This is a genomic window from Vibrio fortis (assembly GCF_000695685.1).
Taxonomy (GTDB): Bacteria; Pseudomonadota; Gammaproteobacteria; order Enterobacterales; family Vibrionaceae; genus Vibrio; species Vibrio fortis_A.
This window is the reverse complement of the sequence record NZ_JFFR01000023.1, coordinates 51,855-76,089: the sequence shown is the minus strand read 5'-3', so window position 1 is coordinate 76,089 and position 24,235 is coordinate 51,855. Positions and strand designations below refer to the sequence as shown.

Genomic DNA, 24,235 nt, shown 5'->3' with positions numbered 1-24,235 from the left:
CCCCCCATGGTGTATTCAACAACCGATTACCACTTACCTATACCAGTAATGTTAGTAACCTTAGTCAATATGTCGAGTCAGCGGACTGATTAGTCTAGAGTACGCTTAACTTCAACGATTTCGAATACTTCGATTTGGTCACCAACGCGAACATCATTGTAGTTCTTAACGCCGATACCACACTCGTAGCCATTCTTAACTTCTTGTACGTCATCTTTAAAGCGACGTAGTGACTCTAGTTCACCTTCGTAGATAACAACGTTATCGCGTAGTACGCGGATTGGGTTGTTACGCTTGATCGTACCTTCAGTAACCATACAACCTGCAATTGCACCAAGCTTAGGCGACTTAAACACGTCACGTACTTGAGCAAGACCGATGATCTCTTGTTTGAACTCAGGAGCAAGCATACCGCCCATCGCCTGTTTCACTTCGTCGATCAGTTGGTAGATGATTGAGTAGTAACGTAGGTCTAGGTTTTCGTTCTCAACAGTACGACGAGCTGTCGCGTCTGCACGAACGTTGAAGCCTAGGATGATAGCGTTAGATGCTGCTGCAAGTACTGCATCAGTTTCTGTAATACCACCAACACCAGAACCTACGATGTTCACTTTAACTTCGTCAGTAGACAGTTTCAGTAGAGAGTCTGCGATAGCCTCTACAGAACCTTGTACGTCCGCCTTAAGAACAACGTTAAGCTCAGCAACTTCACCAGCAGCCATGTTAGAGAACATGTTCTCTAGTTTCGCTTTCTGTTGACGTGCTAGTTTCACATCACGGAATTTACCTTGACGGTAGTTCGCTACTTCACGTGCTTTACGCTCATCACGTACAACTGTTGCTTCATCACCAGATGCTGGTACACCAGAAAGACCTAGGATCTCTACTGGGATAGATGGACCTGCAGATGTCACTTCTTGACCGTTCTCATCGCGCATTGCACGAACACGGCCGTACTCTTGACCACAAAGAACGATGTCGCCCTTGTTTAGAGTACCAGACTGTACAAGTACAGTAGCAACTGGACCACGGCCTTTATCTAGGCGAGATTCTACAACCACACCAGATGCCATGCCTTCTTCTACTGCTGTTAGTTCTAGAACTTCAGATTGTAGAAGGATAGTCTCTAGAAGACCTTCGATGTTAGTACCTTGTTTCGCAGAGATGTGAACGAACATGTTCTCACCGCCCCACTCTTCAGGGATAACGTCGTACTGTGCCAGCTCGTTCTTAACGTTGTCTGGGTTAGCGTCTTCTTTATCGATCTTGTTTACAGCAACGATTAGCGGTACTTCAGCTGCTTTCGCGTGCTGGATCGCTTCGATCGTTTGTGGCATTACGCCATCGTCTGCTGCTACTACTAGAACAACGATATCTGTCGCTTGAGCACCACGAGCACGCATTGCTGTAAATGCCGCGTGTCCAGGAGTATCAAGGAAAGTGATCATGCCGTTTTCAGTTTCAACGTGGTATGCACCGATGTGCTGCGTGATACCGCCCGCTTCGCCTGAAGCAACGTGAGCTTTACGGATGTAGTCAAGTGTAGACGTTTTACCGTGGTCAACGTGACCCATGATAGTTACAACAGGAGCACGTGGAACAGCTTCAGCGTTGTTGTCACGATCGTTTAGTACAGCTTCTTCTAGCTCGTTCTCTTTACGTAGGATTACCTTGTGACCCATCTCTTCAGCAACAAGTTGTGCTGTCTCTTGGTCGATCACTTGGTTGATAGTCGCCATAGCGCCCATCTTCATCATTACTTTGATAACTTCAGTTGCTTTAACAGCCATTTTGCTAGCTAGTTCAGAAACAACGATAGTTTCACCGATAACAACGTCAGCTTTCGCTACAGATGCTGTCTTATCGAAGCCCTGTTGCATTGAAGTTGGTTTAGCCAGTTTACCTTTACTGCCACGACCACGTTGGTTACGACCACCACGGTTGTTAGTAGCTTGCTTATCAGCTGGCTTCTTCTTACGACGACGAGGCGCCTTCTCTTCTTTCTGGTCAGCTGCATCTTCCGCTTCACGAGCGTACGTAGAAGTTGTCACATGGTAGTCCGCAGACTTCTCTTGCTCTTTCTTCTTCTGCTCTTCTTCAGACCAGCGCGCTTCGTTCTCTTCAGCTAGTTTACGTGCTTCTTCAACTAGCTTAGCCGCTTCAGCTTCAGCTTTACGCTGTGCTTCTTGCTCTTGACGAGCTTTTAGTTCATCCGCTTCTTTTTTCGCTTGTGCGTTAGCGTCTGCATTTTTTGCATTCATGTCTTTTTTAGCCTTATCAGCTTGTGCGCGTTTTGCTTTTTCTTCAGCTTCACGTTTTGCGTCCGCTTCACGTTTTGCCTTCTCTTCAGCTTCGCGCTGTGCTTTCTCTGCAGCTTCACGTTTCGCTTGCTCTTCAGCTTCACGACGTGCTTTCTCTTCAGCTTCACGCTTCGCTGCTTCCTCAGCTTCACGTTTCGCTTCATCTTCAATAGCGCTGCGCTTCACGTAAGTACGCTTCTTGCGTACTTCTACTTGAACATCCTTACTCTTACCGCCTCCAGCGGCAACACTTAGCGTGCTGCGGGTCTTGCGTTGAAGAGTTAAACGAGTCGGTTCTGCTTCACCAGATGTATCACCATGCTCTTTCTTAAGATGCGTTAGTAATGCTTGCTTCTCTGAATCAGTAACTTGATCCGACCCTGTTTTCTTCATGCCTGCATCAGCAAGTTGTTCAATTAAGCGGTCAACTGGCGTACCAATCTCTTCACTCAGTGCTTTAACTGTTAATTGTGTCATACCGCTTTCTCTCCTTGCTGAATTATTCTTCGTCGCCGAACCAACAGATGTTACGTGCAGCCATGATTAGCTCGCCCGCACGCTCTGTAGTTAGGTCTTCAATGCCTTCTAGTTCATCAACGCCTTGGTCAGCTAGGTCTTCTAGTGTTGCTACACCTTTCGCTGCCAGTTTGTACGCCATTTCGCGTTCTAGGCCTTCAAGTGCTAGAAGGTCTTCTGCTGGCTCAACACCGTCAAATGTCTCTTCTTTCGCTAGTGCTAGCGTTGTTAGAGCATCTTTAGCACGGCTACGTAGCTCTTCTACGATGTCTTCGTCTAGACCATCAATTTCTAGAAGCTCGTTTACTGGTACGTAAGCGACCTCTTCTAGTGTAGAGAAACCTTCTTCAACAAGCATTTGAGCGAAGTCTTCTTCGATGTCTAGGTGCTTCATGAAGTTTTCAATAGAAGCAACAGCTTCTTCTTGGTGTTTCTTCTGAAGATCTTCAACTGTCATTACGTTCAGTTCCCAACCTGTCAGTTGAGATGCTAGACGAACGTTTTGACCGCTACGGCCGATAGCTTGCGCTAGGTTGTCTGCTTCAACAGCGATGTCCATTGAGTGTGCATCTTCATCTACGATGATAGAAGCAACATCTGCTGGAGCCATTGCGTTGATAACAAATTGTGCTGGGTTATCGTCCCAAAGCACGATATCGATACGCTCACCGCCAAGTTCGCTTGATACCGCTTGTACACGTGCACCACGCATACCAACACACGCACCTACTGGGTCTATGCGCTTGTCGTTTGTTTTCACAGCGATTTTAGCACGAGAACCTGCATCACGTGCAGCACCTTTTAGTTCAATCAGCTCTTCACCGATCTCTGGCACTTCTACGCGGAATAGCTCAGCAAGCATTTCTGGCTTAGAGCGAGTGATGAACAGTTGGAAACCACGCGCTTCAGGTGCAACTTTGTAAAGAAGACCACGTACACGGTCGCCTGGACGGAAGTTTTCACGAGGAAGTTGGTCATCACGTAGGATAACTGCTTCAGCGTTGTTACCTAGGTCTAGGATGATAGTATCGCGGTTAACTTTCTTAACTACGCCTGTTACTAGCTCGCCTTCGTTGTCGATGAACTGCTCAACGATTTGTGCACGCTCAGCTTCACGAACTTTCTGTACGATAACTTGCTTAGCAGTCTGAGTCGTAATACGGTCAAATGTTACAGACTCAATCTCGTCTTCGATGAAACCACCAAGTTCGATTGTTTCGTCTTCGAACTGTGCTGCTTCTAGAGAGATCTCTTTTGTTGGATTCTCAACTTCTTCTACAGCTTCCCAACGACGGAAAGTTTCGAAATCACCAGTCTTGCGGTCGATCTCTACGCGAACTTCGATTTCGAATTCGCTTTTCTTTTTCGTTGCTGTAGCAAGCGCGATTTCAAGCGCTTCAAAAATACGCTCACGAGGAACTGCTTTCTCGTTAGAAACAGCTTCTACTACCGCCAAAATTTCTTTGTTCATTAATCTAGCCTCTTAAGCTCTTCTCTCAGGGAGAACTAAAATTTAGGGATCAGGTTCGCTTTTGAAATATTGCTGAGGGCGAATTCTTCTTGTTGCCCTTCAACCAATACTGTTACGGTTTCGCCTTCAATAGATTGGATATCACCTTTCCATTTACGACGGTTGCCGACAGCCATTTTCAAAACGATGCTTACCTCGTGACCAATAAATTGTTGGTAATGCTCTGCTTTGAACAGTGGTCTTTCTAAACCTGGTGAAGACACTTCAAGGTTATAAGCCACTGAAATTGGATCTTCAACGTCCATTACGGCACTTACTTGGTGACTTACTTCTGCACAGTCATCCACATTGATACCGTTTGGTGAATCGATGTAAATACGTAGCGTTGAGTGCTCACCCGCACGAATAAATTCTAATCCAACTAACTCATAACCTGATGCTGCTACTGGAGCTTCAAGCATTTCAGTAAGTTGTCTTTCTAAACCAGTCATTTAACCACTCCAGAAACAAAAAAAGGGCTCAAAGCCCAATTTAAATTCCAAGCAAACATTATCTAATAGCATTTACAAATGCTTAGATAACAAAAAACCCCGTATAAGCCGGGGTTTTTGTTGCTGGACCCTTATATACTAAGCGCCTTCATAAAATGAGTTACTGCACTTAGTTCACAGTGAGGTTCACACTGTGCAAACTTGCTACCAATCAAGACTAAATATAGCACTTAAAATTGGTTGCGGGAGCCGGATTTGAACCGACGACCTTCGGGTTATGAGCCCGACGAGCTACCAAGCTGCTCCATCCCGCGTCCGACTTGCGAGCATTATACGCCCAACAAGATGTTTTACAAGTTTGTAAACAATGGTGCCGAGAGAGGGACTCGAACCCTCACACCAAAGGCACCAGCACCTCATGCTGGCGTGTCTACCAATTTCACCATCTCGGCATCAAATCTTTCAGATTATTGTGGAATTTCGTCGCCTTGCGCCGGAACTTCACTCACTGCATCTTCAGCTTGTTGGATAACTTGACCTTGTGTAGGGTCTACCCATTGTGACTCAGTTTTATGTGTAGACATATTACCAAGCACTAAGCTAAGGATAAAAAATGTAGTTGCAAAAATTGCAGTCATTCGGGTTAGGAAATTTCCTGAGCCACTAGCACCAAACACAGTGTTTGAAGCGCCAGCACCGAAAGAGGCTCCCATATCTGCGCCTTTACCTTGTTGAATTAACACTAGGCCAATTACACCAAGCGCTGCCAACAGGTAAATCACAAGTAGAACTGTAAACATTTTTCCACCTATGTTCCAAATTGTTGAGCCAGCGCCGTTAAGTATTGACATAAATTCATGTTATACAGAACAAGGCTAGCGACCTCCTTACTGAAGGCCGAGCAATACTAGCGAATGCGACGTACGCTGACAAGCGGAATTTACCAAAAAATAAGCCTTTGACTAACGAACGCTCAAAAAAAGGGCAAAACGCAATAAAACCTTCTCTAAAGAGAGGTAAAGCGTCGCCCTTTTTACAGTTTTCGTTATTCAGCTACTTTCGTTAATTAGATAAAGGTAACTTAGCAGCTTGCTTTCACTGCTTCGGCAATTTTAAGTGCCGAGTTTTGTACTAGTTCAGCGTCTTCGCCTTCCACCATTACACGTAATAGAGGCTCAGTACCTGATTTACGTAGTAATACTCGACCTTTCTCGCCAAGCTCAGCTTCTACATCAGCAACAGACTGTTTTACTGCATCTGCTTCTAGTGGGTTTGAATCACCACTAAAGCGTACGTTCTCAAGTACTTGCGGGTAAAGCGTCATACCTTGAGACAACTCATTTAATGACATTTCGCTACCAACAACCGATGCCAGTACTTGCAATGCCGCAACAATAGCATCACCCGTTGTTACTTTATCTAGCAGGATCACGTGACCAGAGTTTTCAGCACCGATCTTCCAACCTTTAGCAAGAAGCTGCTCCATTACGTAACGGTCACCTACAGCCGCACGAACAAACGGAATACCTAGCTGTTTCAGGCCATTTTCCATGCCAAGGTTTGTCATTAGCGTACCAACAACACCGCCTTTTAACTCGCCACGACGCAATGCGTCACGAGCAATGATGTAAGCGATTTGGTCGCCATCAACTTTATTACCCAGTTCGTCAACCATGATGATACGGTCACCGTCACCATCAAACGCTAGGCCAAGGTCTGCTTTCTCTTCAACAACACGCGTTTGCAGAGCGCGTACATCGGTTGCGCCAACTTCATGGTTGATGTTAGTACCGTTTGGCTCCACACCCATAGCGATCACTTCAGCACCTAACTCGCTGAATACTGCTGGAGCAATGTGGTAAGTCGCACCGTGTGCACAATCAACAACGATTTTCTTACCTGCAAGGCTCAGCTCTGACGGGAAAGTGCTCTTACAAAACTCAATGTAACGACCCGCAGCATCGTTCAGGCGAGTTGCTTTACCAAGCTCTGCTGATTCAACACACTCGATTTCTTTGTCCAACTCAGCTTCAATCGCCAGTTCAATATCGTCAGGCAGTTTTGTACCTTCAGAAGAGAAGAACTTGATGCCGTTGTCATAGTAAGGGTTGTGAGAAGCAGAGATTACAATACCTGCTTCAGCACGGAAAGTTTGCGTTAAGTATGCAACTGCCGGAGTTGGCATAGGACCAGTAAAAGTCGCTTTCAAACCCGCCGCAGCCAAGCCTGCTTCTAGTGCTGATTCCAGCATGTAACCTGAGATACGCGTATCTTTACCGATGATTACTTTCTTTGTGCCTTGTTTTGCAAGTACACGACCCGCAGCCCAGCCAAGCTTTAGAACAAAATCAGGTGTGATTGGGTATTGACCAACCTTACCGCGTACACCATCTGTACCAAAGTAACGTCTTTTATTAGACATGTTGTTTTCCTTAATTATATTTCTATCTTTTTTAATGATTGTTATTCATCATTTTAATAATTTGCATTGCTTCCAATGTATCTTCTACATCGTGAACTCGAATGATCTGAGCCCCTTTCATGGCGGCAATCGTAGCACAAGTTACGCTACCAACCATACAATCGGCTGGTTTCTTGTCCAACAACTTAAAGATCATTGACTTGCGAGACATCCCTGCGAGTAACGGCAAACCGAGTATATGGAACTTATCAAGATGTGCCAGCAGCTGATAGTTATGCTCAAGCGTCTTACCAAAACCAAAACCAGGGTCCAGAATCAGCTTATCTTTTGAGATTCCCGCGGCTTCACACGCTGCGATACGCTCTTGAAGAAAATCAGAAACATCTTGCAGTAAGTCATCATAAGTTGGATTGCTTTGCATGGTGCGTGGCTGCCCCTGCATATGCATTAAACAGATCGGCACACCCGTTTCGGCAGCAACTTCAAGGGCACCCGGTTCTTGCAGCGCGCGAACATCGTTGATTAGGTCTGCGCCTGCAGCGACGGCTTGTCTCATCACCTCGGCTTTACTCGTATCAATAGAGATCCAAACATCGTGACGTGCGCGAATGGCTTTAATGGCCGGGATCACTCGCTCAAGTTCTTCTTCAAGCGTTACATCTGGTGCCCCTGGACGAGTCGACTCACCACCGATATCAATAATTGATACACCAGCATCTATCATCTTTTGAGCCTGAGCCAATGCGTTATCAAGAGAATTGTATTTACCACCATCCGAAAAAGAGTCAGGTGTTACATTTAGAATGCCCATCACATGTGGACGATCGAGGGTAAGTGTCTTGTGGTTTGCTGTTAAGTTCATGAATTCCATTCTTTGTACGTCGGTCATTAGCCTAAAAACAGAAAAACCCTGAGCGAGTACTCAGGGTTTTTATTTACGATTTCCAGATTAAGAATCTTTATTCGCGCTATCTTCAGAGTCCGTTTTCGCTTCTTCAGCTTTCACTTCTTCTTTAGCTTCTGGTTTTGCTTCCGCTTTTGGCTCTTCCTTTGCAGGCTCAGCTTTTACTTGGTCGCCCCAACCAGCAGGCTCACGAATTGTATCTTTACGATCCATTAGGTCGTCGATTTGACCTGCATCGATCGTTTCGTATTTCATAAGCGCATCTTTCATTGCGTGCATAATATCCATGTTCTCTTCAAGGATCTTCTGCGCACGAGCGTAGTTGCGGTCAATCAGGATACGAATCTCTTCATCGATAAGCTTAGTGGTGTCGTCAGAAACATGTTTAGTCTGACTTACACTGCGACCTAAGAATACTTCGCCTTCTTCTTCAGCATAAAGAAGAGGACCTAGCTTCTCAGAGAAGCCCCACTGAGTCACCATCTTACGCGCAATATCAGTTGCACGTTCGATATCGTTAGAAGCACCAGTCGATACTTTGTCTTTTCCGTAGATAAGTTCTTCAGCAAGACGACCACCGTACAAGCTAGAAATCATAGACTCTAGATGTTGACGAGACATGCTTACACGATCTTGCTCTGGTAGGTACATCGTTACACCAAGTGCACGACCACGTGGAATGATAGACACTTTGTACACTGGATCATGTTCAGGTACTAGGCGACCAACAATCGCGTGACCGGCTTCGTGGTATGCCGTTGACTCTTTTGTTTCTTCCGACATAACCATAGAGCGACGTTCAGCACCCATCATGATTTTGTCTTTCGCTAGTTCAAACTCAACCATAGATACGTTGCGTTTGTTACCGCGAGCAGCGAATAGTGCCGCTTCGTTGACTAGGTTAGCTAGGTCAGCACCAGAGAACCCTGGAGTACCACGAGCAATCAATGATGGCTCTACATCACCAGCTAGAGGAACTTTGCGCATGTGAACTTTAAGGATCTGTTCACGACCACGTACGTCTGGCAGACCAACCACAACTTGACGGTCGAAACGACCAGGACGAAGTAGTGCTGGGTCAAGTACATCCGGACGGTTAGTCGCAGCGATAACAATAATACCTTCGTTACCTTCGAAACCATCCATCTCTACAAGCATTTGGTTCAATGTTTGTTCACGTTCATCGTGACCACCACCAACACCTGCGCCACGCTGACGACCTACCGCATCGATCTCATCGATAAAGATGATACAAGGTGCCGCTTTCTTCGCTTGTTCAAACATGTCACGCACACGAGATGCACCAACACCAACAAACATTTCTACGAAGTCAGAACCAGAGATAGTGAAGAATGGTACTTTCGCCTCACCTGCAATCGCTTTTGCAAGTAGCGTTTTACCTGTACCTGGAGGACCAACAAGTAGGATACCTGTCGGGATCTTACCGCCCAGCTTCTGGAATCGGCTTGGATCACGCAGGTAATCAACTAGCTCTTTCACGTCTTCTTTTGCTTCGTCACAACCCGCAACATCAGCAAACAACGTTTTGATCTGCTCTTCGCTCATCATACGAGCTTTGCTCTTACCGAAAGACATAGCGCCTTTACCGCCGCCACCGCCTTGCATTTGACGCATGAAGAAAATCCACACACCAATCAGTAAGATCATTGGGAACCAAGAGATGAAGATAGTGCCAAGTAAGCTCTGCTCTTCAGGTGGTGTACCTTGAACTTTTACATTTTGATTAATTAAGTCATCAAGCAGCTTCTGGTCATAAACAGGCATGTACGTAACGTACTTAGCACCACCGCCACGACGTGTGAAAGTGATCTCGCTGTTATTGAACTGCGCCTCTTGAATCTGGCCTTGGCCAACTTCCTGTACAAACGTGGTGTAATCTACTGCTCTGCCGTTACTTTCACCAGGGCCAAAGCTCTGGAATACCGACATCAACACTACAGCAATAACAAGCCACAGAATTAAATTTTTTGCCATGTCACTCAAGGTGTCAGCCTCGCGATAACTAATTGTAATTAAAGGTAGGGTACTACAGTTTGTAACCTGTAGCTATATTGTTAACGCACACTATTTAAGAGAATCGTTAACCTTTGTAACCAGTGGCTACAATAAACACTTCACGGGAACGAGCTCGCGAAGAATCGGGTTTTCTCACTTTAACCGTTTTGAACATCTCACGAACGTCCTTAACGTATTGGTCGAACCCTTCGCCTTGGAATACTTTAACAACAAAACTACCATTGGTAGCTAGAACTTGTCGACACATATCCAATGCTAATTCAACTAAATACATAGCTCTTGGTTGATCTACAGAGTTGTTGCCTGCAATATTCGGAGCCATATCAGACATTACTACGTCCACCATGTCCGGTTGGATCCTATCTAATAGTGCTTCTAGTACCGCATCCTCTCTGAAGTCCCCTTGCAAGAAGCTCACACCTGCGATGGGGTCCATAGGTAATAAGTCACATGCAATGATTTGACCACTGTCACCTACAATCTTAGCAGCATATTGAGACCACCCGCCAGGCGCAGCCCCTAAATCGACAACTGTCATGCCCGGAGACAGCAATTTGTCTTTAGTTTGAATCTCTTCCATTTTGAAGTAAGCACGTGAACGGTAGCCTTTCTTACGGGCTTCATTCGCGTACTTGTCGTCGAAGTGTTCCTTCAACCAACGGCCTGAACTGGCCGAATGTTTCTGTTTGCTCATTGGGTACCTAAATTGGAGGAAAGTACTAATTGCTGAATAAATTATAGTCTTCAGCTTTAGATGGCGTTAAAATAGGTTTTTTCAACCCTAATAGTAAAGAAAATTGGCCGCGTAATGAACCTAAGTACCAAACAAAAGCAGCATCTAAAGGGCCTAGCTCACAGTTTAAAACCTGTTGTGCTAATGGGCGCAAATGGACTTACTGAAGCTGTTCTAGCGGAAATCGAAATCGCTCTAGACCACCACGAACTGATCAAGATTAAAGTTGCATCAGAAGATCGTGAGACTAAACAACTGATTATCGATGCCATCGTACGTGAGACTAAAGCAGAAAAAGTACAAACTATCGGTAAAGTACTTGTACTATTCCGCCAGTCTGAAGAGCGTAAAATCGAGATTCCACGTAAGTAAGCTTAAATATCAGGGACAATCTCAAATATCAGAGATAATCTCGTTGTTTAATCACTACGTGAGAAAAGAAAAAGGTCGCAATTGCGACCTTTTTTGCTATCTAGATACTGATAAATTAGATGTATTCTACTTTATCAATTTCAAAATCTTTCTCGCCACCCGGCGTTGAAATCATTACTTCGTCGCCTTCCATCTTACCGATAAGGCCACGAGCGATTGGTGATTTCACAGAGATACGGCCAGTTTTGATGTCCGCTTCATCTTCAGAAACGATTTGGTAGCGAACTTCTTCATCTGTATCTACATCGATCAGCGTTACAGTCGTACCGAAGATGATCTTACCTGTGTTTTCCATCTGTGTAACATCGATGATTTGAGCTACAGATAGCTTGTATTCGATATCACGAATCTGTGCTTCACAGATACCTTGCTCTTCACGAGCAGCGTGGTATTCCGCGTTTTCTTTTAAGTCACCCAGTTCACGAGCTTCACCGATCGCTGCTGAAATGATTGGACGCTGTTTTAGTAAGCGCTCTAGTTCTTCACGTAGCTGCTGTGCGCCACGTACTGTCATTGGAACCTTTTCCATTTTCTACCTCTATGCTGAAAGTTTTCTTCAGACAAAATAAAGCCACCCAACCTCGTTGGTCAGGTAGTTAGAACAAAACGATTTAGCTTAGTGTAAACAAACTTAGTGGCTAAATCACCTTTATTCAGCGTTGTATTACAAAACCGCTATCTAGGTCTAAATTACACATATCACAAAAATGAATATTAACTTCACAATCAATAAGTATCGAAATAAAAACCTAAAAAAAACAAAAACAAGCAAAAGCTCAAGTTTACGATTAAAAATAAAAACCAAATTAAAACATAAACTTAAAATATAAAAACAGCAATAAAACACTGTTCATTATTTTTATTGATATCATTTTACTAACTTGCGGCGGAACTTTAAGGGTAAAAAGTACCCCACGGATTGCTCTGGCAAGTTTCTCGCTTATGTTCTAAGCCTGATTATGAAGCTTGATTAATACGAGCAATACAAAAAAGGATTCAAATCCTTGATAACAACCTTTATGGACAGTAATTAGGAATTAATAACATGAACAAGACTATGATCGCGCTTGCTGTATCGGCTGCAGCTCTTGCAACTGGTGCTAACGCTTCTGAGCTATACAACCAAGACGGTACTTCTCTAGAAATGGGCGGCCGTGCTGAAGCTCGTCTATCTATGCAAGATGGTAAAGTTGAAGACAAATCTCGTGTACGTCTAAACTTCCTAGGTAAAGTTGAAATCCAAGACGGCCTATACGGTGTTGGTTTTTACGAAGGTGAGTTCACTACTGACGAAAACGGCGGCGCTACAGACAACAACGACGGTAACATCACTAACCGTTACACTTACGCTGGTCTAGGCGGCGCATTCGGTGAAGTAACTTACGGTAAAAACGACGGCGCACTAGGCGTAATCACAGACTTCACAGATATCATGGCTTACCACGGTAACTCTGCGGCAGACAAAATTGCTGTTGCTGACCGTTCTGACAACATGCTGTCTTACAAAGGTGAATTCCAAGCTCTAAACGTAAAAGCAAGCTACCGCTTCGCTGACCGTTCAGAAAACAACAACGGTGAATTCGTTGACAATGGCAAAGACGGCTACTCTCTATCTGGTATCTACGCAATCGGCGAGACTGGCATTAAAGTAGGTGCAGGTTACGCAGACCAAGATAAGAGCAACGAGTACATGCTTTCTGGTTCTTACGCTATGGGCGACCTATACTTTGCTGGTTTGTTCACTGATGGTGAGAAGCAAACAACAGGCGCTGTTACAAACAAAGCTGTTGATTACACAGGTTACGAGCTAGCAGGTGCTTATACTCTAGGTCAAACTGTATTCTCAACTACGTACAACAACGCTGAAACTGACGGCAAGACTTCTGCAGACAACATCGCTGTAGACGCAACTTACTACTTCAAGCCTAACTTCCGTGGCTACGTATCGTACAACTTCAACCTAATCAGCAAAGGCGACACAATCGGTACTACTGATTACGCAGGTAACGGTGTAGCAACGTCTGCAGATGCTGAAGATGAGCTAGCTCTAGGTCTACGTTACGACTTCTAATTCTGATTATCTAATTGATTAATTAGTTAATTTCGAATCAAAACGCCCGCTGACTAGCGGGCGTTTTTTATATCTGTATACTGAGATTATCGCCCACGACTCAGCACTCTTATGCGTCTACTTTCTTCTTTGCTGGCTATCAGCTTCACTTGTTCTGCCTCAGCTTATACGCCACTAGAAAAACTCCCTGACGGCAGCTCTAGCAGCCTAATCTTGCAATCTTTAAGCAAGAATAAAGTTCAGCTTAGTACCAATACTCAAGGCTACTATCCACCAGCAAGCACACTTAAGCTAGTAACAGCACTGGCTGCTAAGCTAGAGCTCGGTGATAACTTTCACTACACCACCAGCATCGCTCAGTCTGGGAAGGATACCATCATCCAGTTCAGTGGTGACCCAACCTTGCAACGTGACGACCTGAAAAAACTGTTAAATCAATACGCTAAAAAGCAGAGCAATACTATTCAAGGTAATCTCTATTTGGATAACTCCGCTTTTACTGGTTATCAGCGTGCCGTCGGCTGGCCGTGGGACATTCTTGGGGTCTGCTACAGTGCTCCATCAACAGCTATCACGCTTGACAGCAATTGCGCGCAAGCGTCCATCTACACTCAAGACAACGGTAAAACACGAGTTTACATCCCAGTTCACTACCCTGTGGTTGTCTCAACCATTGCTGATACCGTGACCAAATCCGGCCAGAAAGCGACACAGTGCGAGTTAGAGCTTCTAACCACGCCAGACAATCACTACCAGTTGTCGGGGTGCTTAGTCGAACGCAAGAAGCCACTGCCACTGAAGTTTGCGATTCAAAATCCGGAGCTTTACACGCAAGAAGTAGCGCAATCGCTGCTCAAAGAATCAGGGCTAACCGTTAAAGGCAACATTATCGTTGGAGCTAAGCCTTCATCTAAGCAAATCAAAGTGGTCGCAAGCCATCAATCGCAGAAGCTACCTGTTCTGCTCGATACCATGCTTAAGAAATCAGATAACCTGATTGCTGATAACCTGACTAAGACTCTTGGTTCTAAGTTTTACGTACAACCAGGCAGCTTTAATAACGGTACTGAGGCGATAAAACAGATTTTACTCACTAAAGCAGGTATCGACTTATCCCAAGCGCACCTTGCAGACGGCTCAGGGCTCTCTCGTAACAATCGAATGACATCGAAAAGTATGGCCGAGGTATTGCGTTACATATGGCAGAACGATACTGATCTTCAGCTTATCAAGGCGATGCCAACCTCAGGGGTCGATGGCACACTGCGTTACCGTCAGAGCATGCGCAAAGCACCTATCAAAGAAAACATCATAGCCAAGAGTGGTTCGGTGTATGGGAGCTACAACATGGCAGGCTATGGCCTTGATAAGTCAGGTAAACCAAACTCACTGTTTGTTCAGTTTGTGCGTGATTACTTCCCGAAAAAGCAAGACCAAGATAAGCCTGTAGAATCGCCTATAGTGACCTTCGAGAAGGCGTTTTATCGTGATGTGATTGAATTTAGTCAGAATAAATAAACATAAGAAAGGCGCAGGAAGTAAACACTTACTGCGCCGTTTTTTATTGAGAGTTAATTAAAGCGTAGAATCAAGCGATACCAAGAAAGGAATTCACCACTGTAAAGTAGATCCACATACCTGAAATATCGACGATAGAGGCGAGTACTGGGCTCACAAGTACCGCAGGGTCGAGCTTGAACAGACGAGCCACAATAGGCAAACCGCCACCAAGTACTGTCGAAATGGTCACCTGAATAAACAGCGCAACCGCAATCGCAAACGCGATCATGTTAATGTCATAGCCGCCCGTTGACTGATTCTCGCTAAACAGCAGAATGCGGCCAACCATCACCACAGCAATCGCTCCAGCTAAGCAGATAGCCACTCGGAACTCTTTCCAAATTACACTCAGCCATTGACGTTTTTTGAGCTCGCCCGTTGCCAAGGCTCGAATCACCAGAGTCGCCGCTTGTGTACCTGTATTTCCGCCAGCAGCCGCAATTACGGGCATATAAATCGCAAGCAGAACCAACTGACTGAGAATATCCTCATACTGAGCGATAATCAGGCCAGAAACGATCCCTAGCAGTGCTAGCGCAATAATCCAACCGATACGTTGCCTTACGTGGCTCATCACCCCAGTCGTGAGATAACCCTGCTGAGGTTCAACTTCAGAGTAGATAAGTCCTAATTGGTGAGCTAAATGACGAGAGCGTTTTTCATAGCCCTGCTCTTCTAACTCACTAAGTAGAGCTTGAATAACACTGAGAGAACACTGACCAAGTACCAAGACTGCGTCTTCCAGTGGCATACGATTCAGCAACTCAACTTGCTGCTCACGCGTGTACTGTTGAAAGGCACTCGATACGGCCTGAATGTCTCGTTCAGAGTATAAAGCTTCAATAGATAAAAAAGTGTTGTTCATTACCGTCATGGCGAATCTCCCGATTGGCAAAGGTAACGACCATCAAAACAAGTAGCCAACAGCGAGCACTTCAAGAACATAAAGCTGGGCACACCAAAAGCTTATAATTCTATAACTCAATAATATATAGCTAAGCGCACCAAGAGCTTAAAGCACTGATGTGTCTACTTGTTAGAATCTAGAGTGTGGAAAAGAATGAAGGGAAAACAAAGATACCCTACCTGAACGGCAGGACATTAGATCAATACCGAGACAGGTTATTCTTCTCCCTTCAAACTAGGAGGATGGTCGGTATTGTTCATAAAAATCTCCAAAATTACTGTCAGTTCGACAGCGCGCATAGTGTAGCAAGGCCGTACAAAATACTTGGTCAACTTTCTGTCAATAAAAAAGGCATCCGTGGATGCCTTTTTACTAACTCATTGAGATTTAATATTACTTGATAGTAATACGAGCAAACTTACGCTTACCTACTTGGTAAACTGCTGTACCCGCTGCAGGTACTAGCTTGCTGTCTTCAATCTTCTCGCCTTCGATCTTAGCAGCTCCCTGCTTGATCATACGCATTGCGTCAGAAGTCGAGTTTACTAGACCAGCTTCTTTAAGCACGTTAGCGATAGGCAGACCCGCTTCGAATTCAAACTCAGGCATTTCATCTGGCACTTGGTTCTTAGCAAAACGGTTTACGAACTCTTGCTCTGCTGCGTCAGCATCTGCTTCAGAGTGGAAACGAGCAATGATCTCTTTCGCTAGAAGAACTTTAACGTCACGTGGGTTCTTACCCGCTTCAACGCCAGCTTTCAGCTCAGCTACTTCCTCAAGAGGACGGAAAGACAGTAGCTCGTAGTAGCTCCACATTAGATCATCAGAGATAGACATGATCTTACCAAACATTTCGCTTGGTGCTTCGCTGATACCGATGTAGTTGTGTGCAGACTTAGACATTTTTTTAACGCCGTCTAGACCAACAAGTAGTGGCATCATTAGTACGGCTTGTGGCTTCTGACCTGCCGCTTTTTGCAGTTCGCGACCCATTAGCAGGTTAAACTTCTGGTCTGTACCGCCAAGCTCAACATCGCTCTCTAGTGCAACAGAGTCGTGACCTTGTAGAAGTGGGTACATGAATTCGTGGATAGCGATCGGTTGGCCGCCTGCGTAACGCTTTTTAAAGTCATCACGCTCAAGCATACGAGCAACAGTTTGGTTAGAAGCAAGACGGATCATGCCTTCAGCACCAAGGTCTGATAGCCACTCAGAGTTGAAACGAATTTGTGTTTTCTCTGGGTCTAGGATCTTGAATACTTGCTCTTTGTAAGTTTCAGCATTCTTTAGAACATCTTCACGGCTTAGTGGTGGACGTGTTGAGTTCTTACCAGACGGGTCACCAACCATTGCAGTGAAATCACCGATCAGGAATGTCACTTCATGACCAAGCTCTTGGAAAGCACGAAGCTTGTTAAAGATAACCGTATGGCCTAGGTGGATATCTGGTGCTGTTGGATCGGCACCCAGCTTAATACGTAGAGGACGACCCTCTTTCAGTTTTGCAATCAGTTCGTCTTCTGGAATCAGTTCTTCAACGCCACGTTTGATCTCGGCTAGTGCAGCTTCAATACTCGCCATTCTTGTTCACTCCCACAGATTTGGCAAAAATATAATAGTTAGACATCTTACTTGAATAGCGATGTATTTTGAAACCAGTTACACTATTCAGTCGTCTATTTTCTTAATATTTACTATACGAACCGGAACATGTTGTCTATTTTTGCACGCCTTCCTATATTGCACCGGGTCTTTATTGCATTTTTTAGTGCTGTAATCTTCGTTGCCCTTTTCCTTCTACCCGATGTCAGTTCTCTGCGTGATAAAAGTGACTCTCTAGTTATTGGCAAACATTACCCTCTCACTATCAACGCTGCCGCTCTGGTCAGCAATGAAGAACATGTACCTACAGCGGTACTCAATTGGGAAAAGTACACGGTTCGTTCTGGCGAAAGTACCTCAGTGCTGTTCGAGCGTATCGGCCTCTCCTATCGACTTTTAATTACACTGCTGAACACCAACAAAGACATCAACAAACAGCTGTCGAACCTTAAGCCTGGTGATGTGTTGCAGTTTGGTTTTGATGAAAACAACGACCTAATTCAGCTAAAAAGGCAACTCAGTGCCTTCGAGAGCTTTAAGATCACTAAGTCAGGTGACAGCTACACCTCAAGCTTTGATAAAAAAGAGGTCGCTTACCAATACAACTACGCAGAAGCAGACATCACTTCTAACTTCTGGAACGCGGGCATGAGTGCAGGCTTAACCGCAAACCAAATCATGGAGCTGGCAGGCATCTTTGGTTGGGATATCGACTTCGCGTTAGACATTCGCAAAAACGACAGCTTTAAGATCTTGTACCAGGAAAAAGTGGTTGAGGGTGAAGTGATTGGTCGCGGCAAGATCACCGCTGCGGTTTTCAAGAACCAAGGCGATACCTTTACCGCGATCCTTGATGACAAAACAGGGAACTACTACGACGATCAAGGGCGAGCGATGAAAAAAGCCTTTCTACGCTCCCCAGTCGACTTTAGACGCGTAACATCAAACTTTAACCCTCGTCGTAAACACCCTGTTACCGGTAAAGTACGCCCACACAGAGGCACCGACTATGCCGCGCCTGTAGGTACACCGATTTGGGCTGCCGGCGACGGTATTGTTCAGAAGTCGGGCTACAACCAATTCAACGGTAACTATGTCTTCATTCGACACAGTAATACGTACCTAACCAAGTACCTGCACCTTAAGAAACGCTTGGTAAAAAAAGGGCAGCGAGTGAAACAAGGCCAGACTATCGGTACCTTAGGCGGTACAGGTCGTGTTACCGGCCCACACCTGCACTACGAATTCTTAGTGAATGGCGTGCACAAGAACGCTCGTACTGTGAAGCTACCACAGTCTAAGTCGCTGACTGGTAAAGCGAAAGCAACCTTCATTGCTAACTCGAAGCTACGCCTAGAAAAACTAGACCGTTATAGCCAACTACTGGCCACTAACTAACGTTTTCACCTACAGCGTTTAACTTTGTGTAAACCAATACGCAAAACAACATAAACGACAAAGGGCACTCTGAGGTGCCCTTTGTTTTATCTATCGTACCTAGCTTTTACTGTTGAGCTTATACCAATCGTAGTAAATAATTGCTCACCCTAGCTTGTTAAAATGCTCGATAACTGCGTTATAATTTTTGATTGTAGAATAACTACTTATCGAAACTCTTTGTTGCAGAAAAGCTGCCTTGTTCTCAAGCCTTTTTCCTGCGCTATTTTTGATCACTTATTTACTGTGATTGGTATTATTCATCCGCGCTTGTACTCTGTTTGTTTTTATCTCTACCTAGCATCAACAAACAAGGTGTAAGCACCAAGGTTAAAACCGTCGCAAACGCCAAACCACCAGCAATGGCAGTTGCCAATTGCGACCACCACTGGGTACTCGGTGCGCCGAATTCGATCTTCTGATTGATTAAGTCGATGTTCATCTCAAGCACCATCGGCATCAAGCCCAAAATGGTTGTCACTGTTGTTAGCATTACTGGCCTTAGACGTTGGACACCGGTTCTTAAAATCGCATCTCGCTTGTCTAAACCCCGCTTGACCAGCTGATTGTAGGTATCAATCAGTACGATATTATTATTCACCACAATACCTGCTAATGCGATTACCCCGATGCCGGACATCACCACTCCAAAAGGACGCTGGAATATCAGTAATCCCATAAACACACCCACGGTCGAGAACAGCACCGCACTGAGGATAAGGAAGGCTTGATAAAAACTGTTGAACTGAGTGATCAGAATCAAGGCCATTGCCGCCAACGCGACCATGAACGCACTTTGTAAAAATGCTGATGAGTTCTCTTGCTCTTCGTTCTGGCCACGAATACGAAACTCAACACCATTGGGTAAGCCCAACTCGCTTAGCGCTTGTTCAATCTTAGGTAGCTCTAGCGCAAGATTGAACCCTTCTTTCATATCGGCCAACACGTTTACCACGCGTTTACCATCTAGGCGCTTAATGGTGTCTTGCTTATGGTCCGGCACAATCTGAGCGAAATTGGTGATAGGGACCAGACCTGCAGGCGTTTTAACTCTTAGCTGGTCAAAACGGCCAATATCTCTCTTATCGTTTGGATAACGAACTAAGATATCGACCTCTTCAGAAGAGTCATCGGGTAAGTAGTCCCCGATCTTTAGCCCGTTGGTCACAAATTGAACCGTATTTCCGACAAGAGTGGCATCGGCAGAAAAGCGTGCTGCATCGTCACGCCTGATATCCACTTTCCAATCAATACCATCTTTACTGCTAGTGTCGCTGATGTTGGTCAGAGCTGGACTGGCATCTGCCCACGACCGAACCATTTTAGCAGCTTGATTTAACTGCTCTGGCGTTTTGGCCGAGAGCTCAATCACCAAGTCATTCTCTACCGGAGGACCAGCATCCGGAAACTTAAACTCGATTTCGACACCTGGGTATTGGTCAGTTTGAACTTTTAGCTCTTCAATGATTGCTTTAACACTGCGACGATACTGCCAATCGACAGGCGTAATCGAAATAAGACCAATCTGATCATCTCCCCCTGTGCGCGTATAAACACTGTCGAATTCTTCATGGCCGAGCATCATCTGCTCAATATCTCTCATGATGACGTCTTTTTCTTGAATCGAGAGATCACCATGCGATCGCACTTTAACGTTGAAAAACGGCGGATCAACCTCGGGGAAAAACTCCGCCCCAAGCCCAGCTTTGGCATAAGAGAAACCAACCGCGATCGAGAGCAATATCGCACTCAACAAGATTTTGAGTGGATGTTGAATCGCTATAGAGAGGGTGTGGTAATAGAGTTTGGTAATACCCGTCGCTTGTGAGAAGTCTCCATTATGTAGAGCCACCATTCGAGATTGATTAGAAGCAGAGACATACTGCGGTTTACCAATCAGCCCTCCCAACACAGGAACAAACAACAGTGCCATCAACAGAGAAGCAAACAAGGTCGCAATCAAGGTTAGGGGCAAGTACTTCATGAACTCACCAGTGACATCTGGCCAGAACAGCAATGGGGCAAATGCCGCTAAAGTCGTCGCGGTCGATGCTGTGATTGGCCACGCCATGCGCTTCGCTGCCGCTTGATAAGCGGTTTTCCTTGCTTCGCCCTCTTGCATCCTTCTATCAGCAAACTCGGTGACAACAATCGCACCATCCACCAGCAAACCGACGGCCATGATCAACGAGAACAACACCACGATATTGACCGTTAAACCAAACACCGATAACACCAGTAACCCAGTTAAGAACGATCCGGGGATAGATATACCGACCAATAACGCAGTACGAACACCTAGGATCGCGATGATCACGATCACCACTAAGATAATGGCGGAGAGAATGTTGTTTTGCAGATCATTAAGCATGATCTTAACGTCTTTTGACTCATCCCAAGTGAACTTAACCAATAAATTATTTGGCCACTCTGCTCTTTGCTGAGCAACACCAACGACAGCTTTAACCAGTTCTACCGTCTCAATGATATTCTCGCCAGCACGCTTTTTAATATCTAATACTACGGCAGATTTACCATCTAAGCGGGCAAAGCTTTCAGGATCGCGAAAGGCACGCCTTACCGTGGCAACATCGCCAAAGGTCACCACCTGTTTACCATCAACTTTGATTGGCAGCTCAAGCACATCTTTCAAAGAGTTAAAAACGGAAGGGACTTTGATCGAGAATCGACCATAACCGGTATCTACAAATCCAGCCGCTACAACGCGGTTATTCAGTGCGATCAGATTATAGATATCGGCTTGATCTAAGCTGTAGCTTTCCATGAGTAAGGGATCGACAATGATTTCGACGATGTCTTCTCTGTCGCCGGCGATATCCACTTCGAGTATCTGGCGATAACTTTCTAGTTTGTCTCCCAGTTCACGAGCAATTTGAACGATAGTGCGCTCGGGAACCGTGCCATATAAAACCACGGAAAGCACTGGTTGCTCGGAGGCTAAAGTCACTTCATTAACGGTTGGTTCATCACTGTCTTCTGGCAACTTAGGCTTGGCAAGATCGACCGCATCTCGCACGTCTGCCATTGCCTTGGTGAGATCAACCCCGACGTTGAATTCCAACACCACCGAGGCGTGGCCCTCGGAGGCTGTTGCAGTCATCTCTTTTACACCCTCAATCGAGCGCAGCTCTTGCTCTATAGGTCGAACCAATAAGCGCTCGGCATCTGTTGGGGAAATACCTTGGTGGCCAACAGACACATAGATGATTGGAATAGTAATGTCCGGGCTCGACTCCTTCGGAATCGTAATATAGGTGCCGATGCCCGCGACCAAAATAAACAGCAGCAATGACAACATGGTTCGCGAGCGAGACATCGCAGCATCAATCAATGAATACATGATGTTCTCTCCTAGTTCGCCGCTGTTGGTTGCTCTGTGGCAATCACGTTATCACCATCGCGCACAAAACCTTGTCCAACGGTGATGATATCCACTGTCTCACCAAGTCCAGCAAGCCAAACTCCATCTTGTTCTGCTTTCACTAACTGAATCGGAACAAACTTTACGACCTTCCCATCACCAGATGGCACTAAAGTTTTCACACCAAGGTTGCCAGCTTCATCTAAAGCCAACATCGCAGGCGTCACTTTGATCGCTTGCTGGCTTTCTAGATTCAGAGAAACCTCTGCACTGACGCCTGCTGGCAAACTGCGCTGCGGGTTTGGGATTTCAATCTCAATTGGGAATGTATTAGTCGACGCTGTCGATATACGCGAGATGTAACGAAGCTTGCCTTCGACACTTTGATGACCTAATAAACGAACCTTAGCCGCTTGGCCTAATTGCAGTTGTTGAATGTGACGTTCACTAACATCCGCTTCAATCACCAGTGGATCGAGGTCAATGACACCAGCAACCGGATCGCCGACCCCAACGAAGTCTCCGACTTCAACGTGTAACTCCTGCACGATGCCAGAGAAAGGAGAACGAATCACCGTATTACGCAGCGCCAATTCAGCATTACTCTTCATAGCTTTTGCTTCTGTCAGTGCGGCTTCTGCGGTGGTATAAGCAATCTCACCTTGTAGGCCACGCTTTTTCAAAGACTGCGCAGCCTTAAACTCTTTCTGCTTCAAGCGATACAGTGCTGAAGCTCGCTCTAATTGAATGCCTAAATCGGCTTTGTCTATCTGCGCGATCGCTTGACCTGCTTCGACCACATCACCTTTCGCAATATTGAGTGTTACGATTTTTCCAGCAATCTCTGCGCCTAAGCGCGCATGTCGATCAGGTGCTGTTCTGCCATATAAATCAATAGCTTTGTAAGTAGGCAAGGCGTCAAAGGTTCGAAAGGAGACTTTTGCGAGAGGTACTTCTGTACTCGCTGAGGAAGTTTGCTCTTCAGCCTGCCCAACGCCTAATCCCAACCATACGGATAACAATACCACCAAGAAGAGGGATACCAACCAAGGTTGCTTTGACCAAGAGGAAAACCCAATACGGGCGAAGCGGCTAGGCATAACACGTCCTTTTACTATTCATAACCTGATGATTGAGAGAGATACTGAACTCACGTCAGCATGTGCAACTTCCTGATACACACCTTCAACCATAACAGACCCAAAAAAGGTAAAATTCGATGAGCCCGACACTTTATTCAACATGTCGTTCAATAGAAAACAAAGCTAATTCTTTTAAAGACAGAAACTTAGCCTAAAATCCGAGAATCCTCCCTCTCAGAATTCATTGGTAAATGTGCCAAGCACTAAGATAAAAATACAAAAAAAACGCCGAACCTAAGTTCAGCGTTTCTATATAACAATACGTTTTTGTCAGCTTTTACACGCTGAACGATGCACCACAACCACAAGTTGTTGTTGCATTTGGGTTGTTTACAAAGAAGCGTGCGCCCTCCAGGCCTTCTGTGTAATCCACAACGCCGCCAATCAGGTACTGAAGGCTCATTGGGTCAACCACTAGCGTTACACCACTATTTTCAATAGTCATGTCACCATCATTTACTTTTTCATCAAATGTGAAGCCGTATTGGAAACCGCTACAACCACCACCTGTAATGTATACACGCAGTTTTAGATCTGGGTTTTCTTCTTCAGCAATCAGCGTTTGTACGCGGGTAGCTGCTGCATCAGAAAAAGACAATGGGATATTTGCTTCGCTCACGACAACCTCTCTTACCTGTGTCAAAAACAACATGATACAAATCGAGTTCGAGATCATAGTTGTTGAATATATTTTTCTATTCCGGTGATTATCCAATACCTGACTGAAACGTTCAAGTATTCACCATCTGATCGCCGTTTTTCCTGCTAAAAACTCATCAAATAAAAATAAATTAGCCGCTTAACCCCTCAAAACCACCAGATTCGGGC

18 protein-coding genes and 2 tRNA genes are annotated in these 24,235 nt (G+C 45.3%); 4 read left to right on the top strand and 16 right to left on the bottom strand.

What is annotated here, in order from left to right:
• Positions 1-89: 89 nt before the first annotated feature.
• From infB to rlmE, 10 genes are all read right to left on the bottom strand, one after another.
• Positions 90-2,777 carry a translation initiation factor IF-2 gene (gene infB, locus VFDL14_RS10315; RefSeq protein ID WP_032551546.1) on the bottom strand — a complete coding sequence of 896 codons (2,688 nt, stop codon included), beginning with the start codon at positions 2,775-2,777 and terminating at the stop codon, positions 90-92.
• 22 nt (positions 2,778-2,799) lie between these two features.
• Positions 2,800-4,287, bottom strand: coding sequence for a transcription termination factor NusA (gene nusA, locus VFDL14_RS10320; protein ID WP_032551545.1), 1,488 nt, complete (start codon positions 4,285-4,287; stop codon positions 2,800-2,802).
• Positions 4,288-4,322: 35 nt separating this feature from the next.
• Positions 4,323-4,778 (bottom strand): ribosome maturation factor RimP, encoded by a 456-nt coding sequence (gene rimP / locus VFDL14_RS10325; RefSeq protein WP_032551544.1) that lies wholly within the window; start codon positions 4,776-4,778, stop codon positions 4,323-4,325.
• 237 nt (positions 4,779-5,015) lie between these two features.
• Positions 5,016-5,092: transfer RNA gene (locus tag VFDL14_RS10330), tRNA-Met, on the bottom strand.
• Between the two features lie 54 nt (positions 5,093-5,146).
• A tRNA-Leu gene (locus tag VFDL14_RS10335) sits at positions 5,147-5,230 on the bottom strand.
• Positions 5,231-5,245: 15 nt separating this feature from the next.
• Entirely contained in the window at positions 5,246-5,578 is a 333-nt protein-coding gene (gene secG / locus VFDL14_RS10340; RefSeq protein WP_032551755.1) for a preprotein translocase subunit SecG, read from the bottom strand.
• A 281-nt stretch (positions 5,579-5,859) separates the two neighbouring features.
• A complete protein-coding gene (gene glmM, locus VFDL14_RS10345; protein ID WP_032551543.1) occupies positions 5,860-7,200 on the bottom strand; it encodes a phosphoglucosamine mutase in 1,341 nt (446 codons plus the stop codon).
• A gap of 31 nt (positions 7,201-7,231) precedes the next feature.
• The gene (gene folP / locus VFDL14_RS10350) at positions 7,232-8,062 is read right to left on the bottom strand and encodes a dihydropteroate synthase (RefSeq protein WP_032551542.1); all 831 of its coding nucleotides are present in this window, start codon (positions 8,060-8,062) and stop codon (positions 7,232-7,234) included.
• Between the two features lie 87 nt (positions 8,063-8,149).
• Entirely contained in the window at positions 8,150-10,099 is a 1,950-nt protein-coding gene (gene ftsH, locus VFDL14_RS10355; RefSeq protein ID WP_032551540.1) for an ATP-dependent zinc metalloprotease FtsH, read from the bottom strand.
• Positions 10,100-10,205: 106 nt separating this feature from the next.
• The gene (gene rlmE / locus VFDL14_RS10360) at positions 10,206-10,835 is read right to left on the bottom strand and encodes a 23S rRNA (uridine(2552)-2'-O)-methyltransferase RlmE (protein ID WP_032551539.1); all 630 of its coding nucleotides are present in this window, start codon (positions 10,833-10,835) and stop codon (positions 10,206-10,208) included.
• A gap of 114 nt (positions 10,836-10,949) precedes the next feature.
• On the opposite strand from rlmE, the gene yhbY reads away from it, so the two are divergent.
• Positions 10,950-11,246 carry a ribosome assembly RNA-binding protein YhbY gene (gene yhbY / locus VFDL14_RS10365; RefSeq protein WP_032551538.1) on the top strand — a complete coding sequence of 99 codons (297 nt, stop codon included), beginning with the start codon at positions 10,950-10,952 and terminating at the stop codon, positions 11,244-11,246.
• Between the two features lie 115 nt (positions 11,247-11,361).
• On the opposite strand, the gene greA is transcribed toward yhbY, so the two are convergent.
• A complete protein-coding gene (gene greA, locus VFDL14_RS10370; RefSeq protein ID WP_032551537.1) occupies positions 11,362-11,835 on the bottom strand; it encodes a transcription elongation factor GreA in 474 nt (157 codons plus the stop codon).
• Positions 11,836-12,351: 516 nt separating this feature from the next.
• Here greA and VFDL14_RS10375 point away from each other — a divergent pair.
• Positions 12,352-13,377 carry a porin gene (locus tag VFDL14_RS10375; RefSeq protein WP_032551536.1) on the top strand — a complete coding sequence of 342 codons (1,026 nt, stop codon included), beginning with the start codon at positions 12,352-12,354 and terminating at the stop codon, positions 13,375-13,377.
• A gap of 111 nt (positions 13,378-13,488) precedes the next feature.
• On the top strand, positions 13,489-14,895 hold the full coding sequence (dacB, locus tag VFDL14_RS10380) for a serine-type D-Ala-D-Ala carboxypeptidase (RefSeq protein ID WP_032551535.1): 1,407 nt from the start codon (positions 13,489-13,491) through the stop codon (positions 14,893-14,895).
• A gap of 70 nt (positions 14,896-14,965) precedes the next feature.
• Here dacB and VFDL14_RS10385 read toward each other — a convergent pair whose 3' ends face one another.
• Positions 14,966-15,811: a magnesium transporter gene (locus VFDL14_RS10385; protein WP_032551534.1), complete on the bottom strand. Its 846-nt coding sequence runs from the start codon at positions 15,809-15,811 to the stop codon at positions 14,966-14,968.
• 426 nt (positions 15,812-16,237) lie between these two features.
• The gene (tyrS, locus tag VFDL14_RS10390; protein ID WP_032551533.1) at positions 16,238-17,425 is read right to left on the bottom strand and encodes a tyrosine--tRNA ligase; all 1,188 of its coding nucleotides are present in this window, start codon (positions 17,423-17,425) and stop codon (positions 16,238-16,240) included.
• Between the two features lie 129 nt (positions 17,426-17,554).
• Here tyrS and VFDL14_RS10395 point away from each other — a divergent pair, with 129 nt between their 5' ends.
• Positions 17,555-18,844, top strand: coding sequence for a peptidoglycan DD-metalloendopeptidase family protein (locus tag VFDL14_RS10395; RefSeq protein ID WP_032551532.1), 1,290 nt, complete (start codon positions 17,555-17,557; stop codon positions 18,842-18,844).
• A 295-nt stretch (positions 18,845-19,139) separates the two neighbouring features.
• On the opposite strand, the gene VFDL14_RS10400 is transcribed toward VFDL14_RS10395, so the two are convergent.
• From VFDL14_RS10400 to erpA, 3 genes are all read right to left on the bottom strand, one after another.
• On the bottom strand, positions 19,140-22,244 hold the full coding sequence (locus tag VFDL14_RS10400; protein ID WP_032551531.1) for an efflux RND transporter permease subunit: 3,105 nt from the start codon (positions 22,242-22,244) through the stop codon (positions 19,140-19,142).
• A gap of 11 nt (positions 22,245-22,255) precedes the next feature.
• Complete coding sequence (locus VFDL14_RS10405) at positions 22,256-23,365, bottom strand: efflux RND transporter periplasmic adaptor subunit (RefSeq protein ID WP_032551530.1); 1,110 nt, start codon at positions 23,363-23,365, stop codon at positions 22,256-22,258.
• Between the two features lie 319 nt (positions 23,366-23,684).
• A complete protein-coding gene (gene erpA / locus VFDL14_RS10410; protein WP_032551754.1) occupies positions 23,685-24,026 on the bottom strand; it encodes an iron-sulfur cluster insertion protein ErpA in 342 nt (113 codons plus the stop codon).
• Positions 24,027-24,235 lie beyond the last annotated feature (209 nt).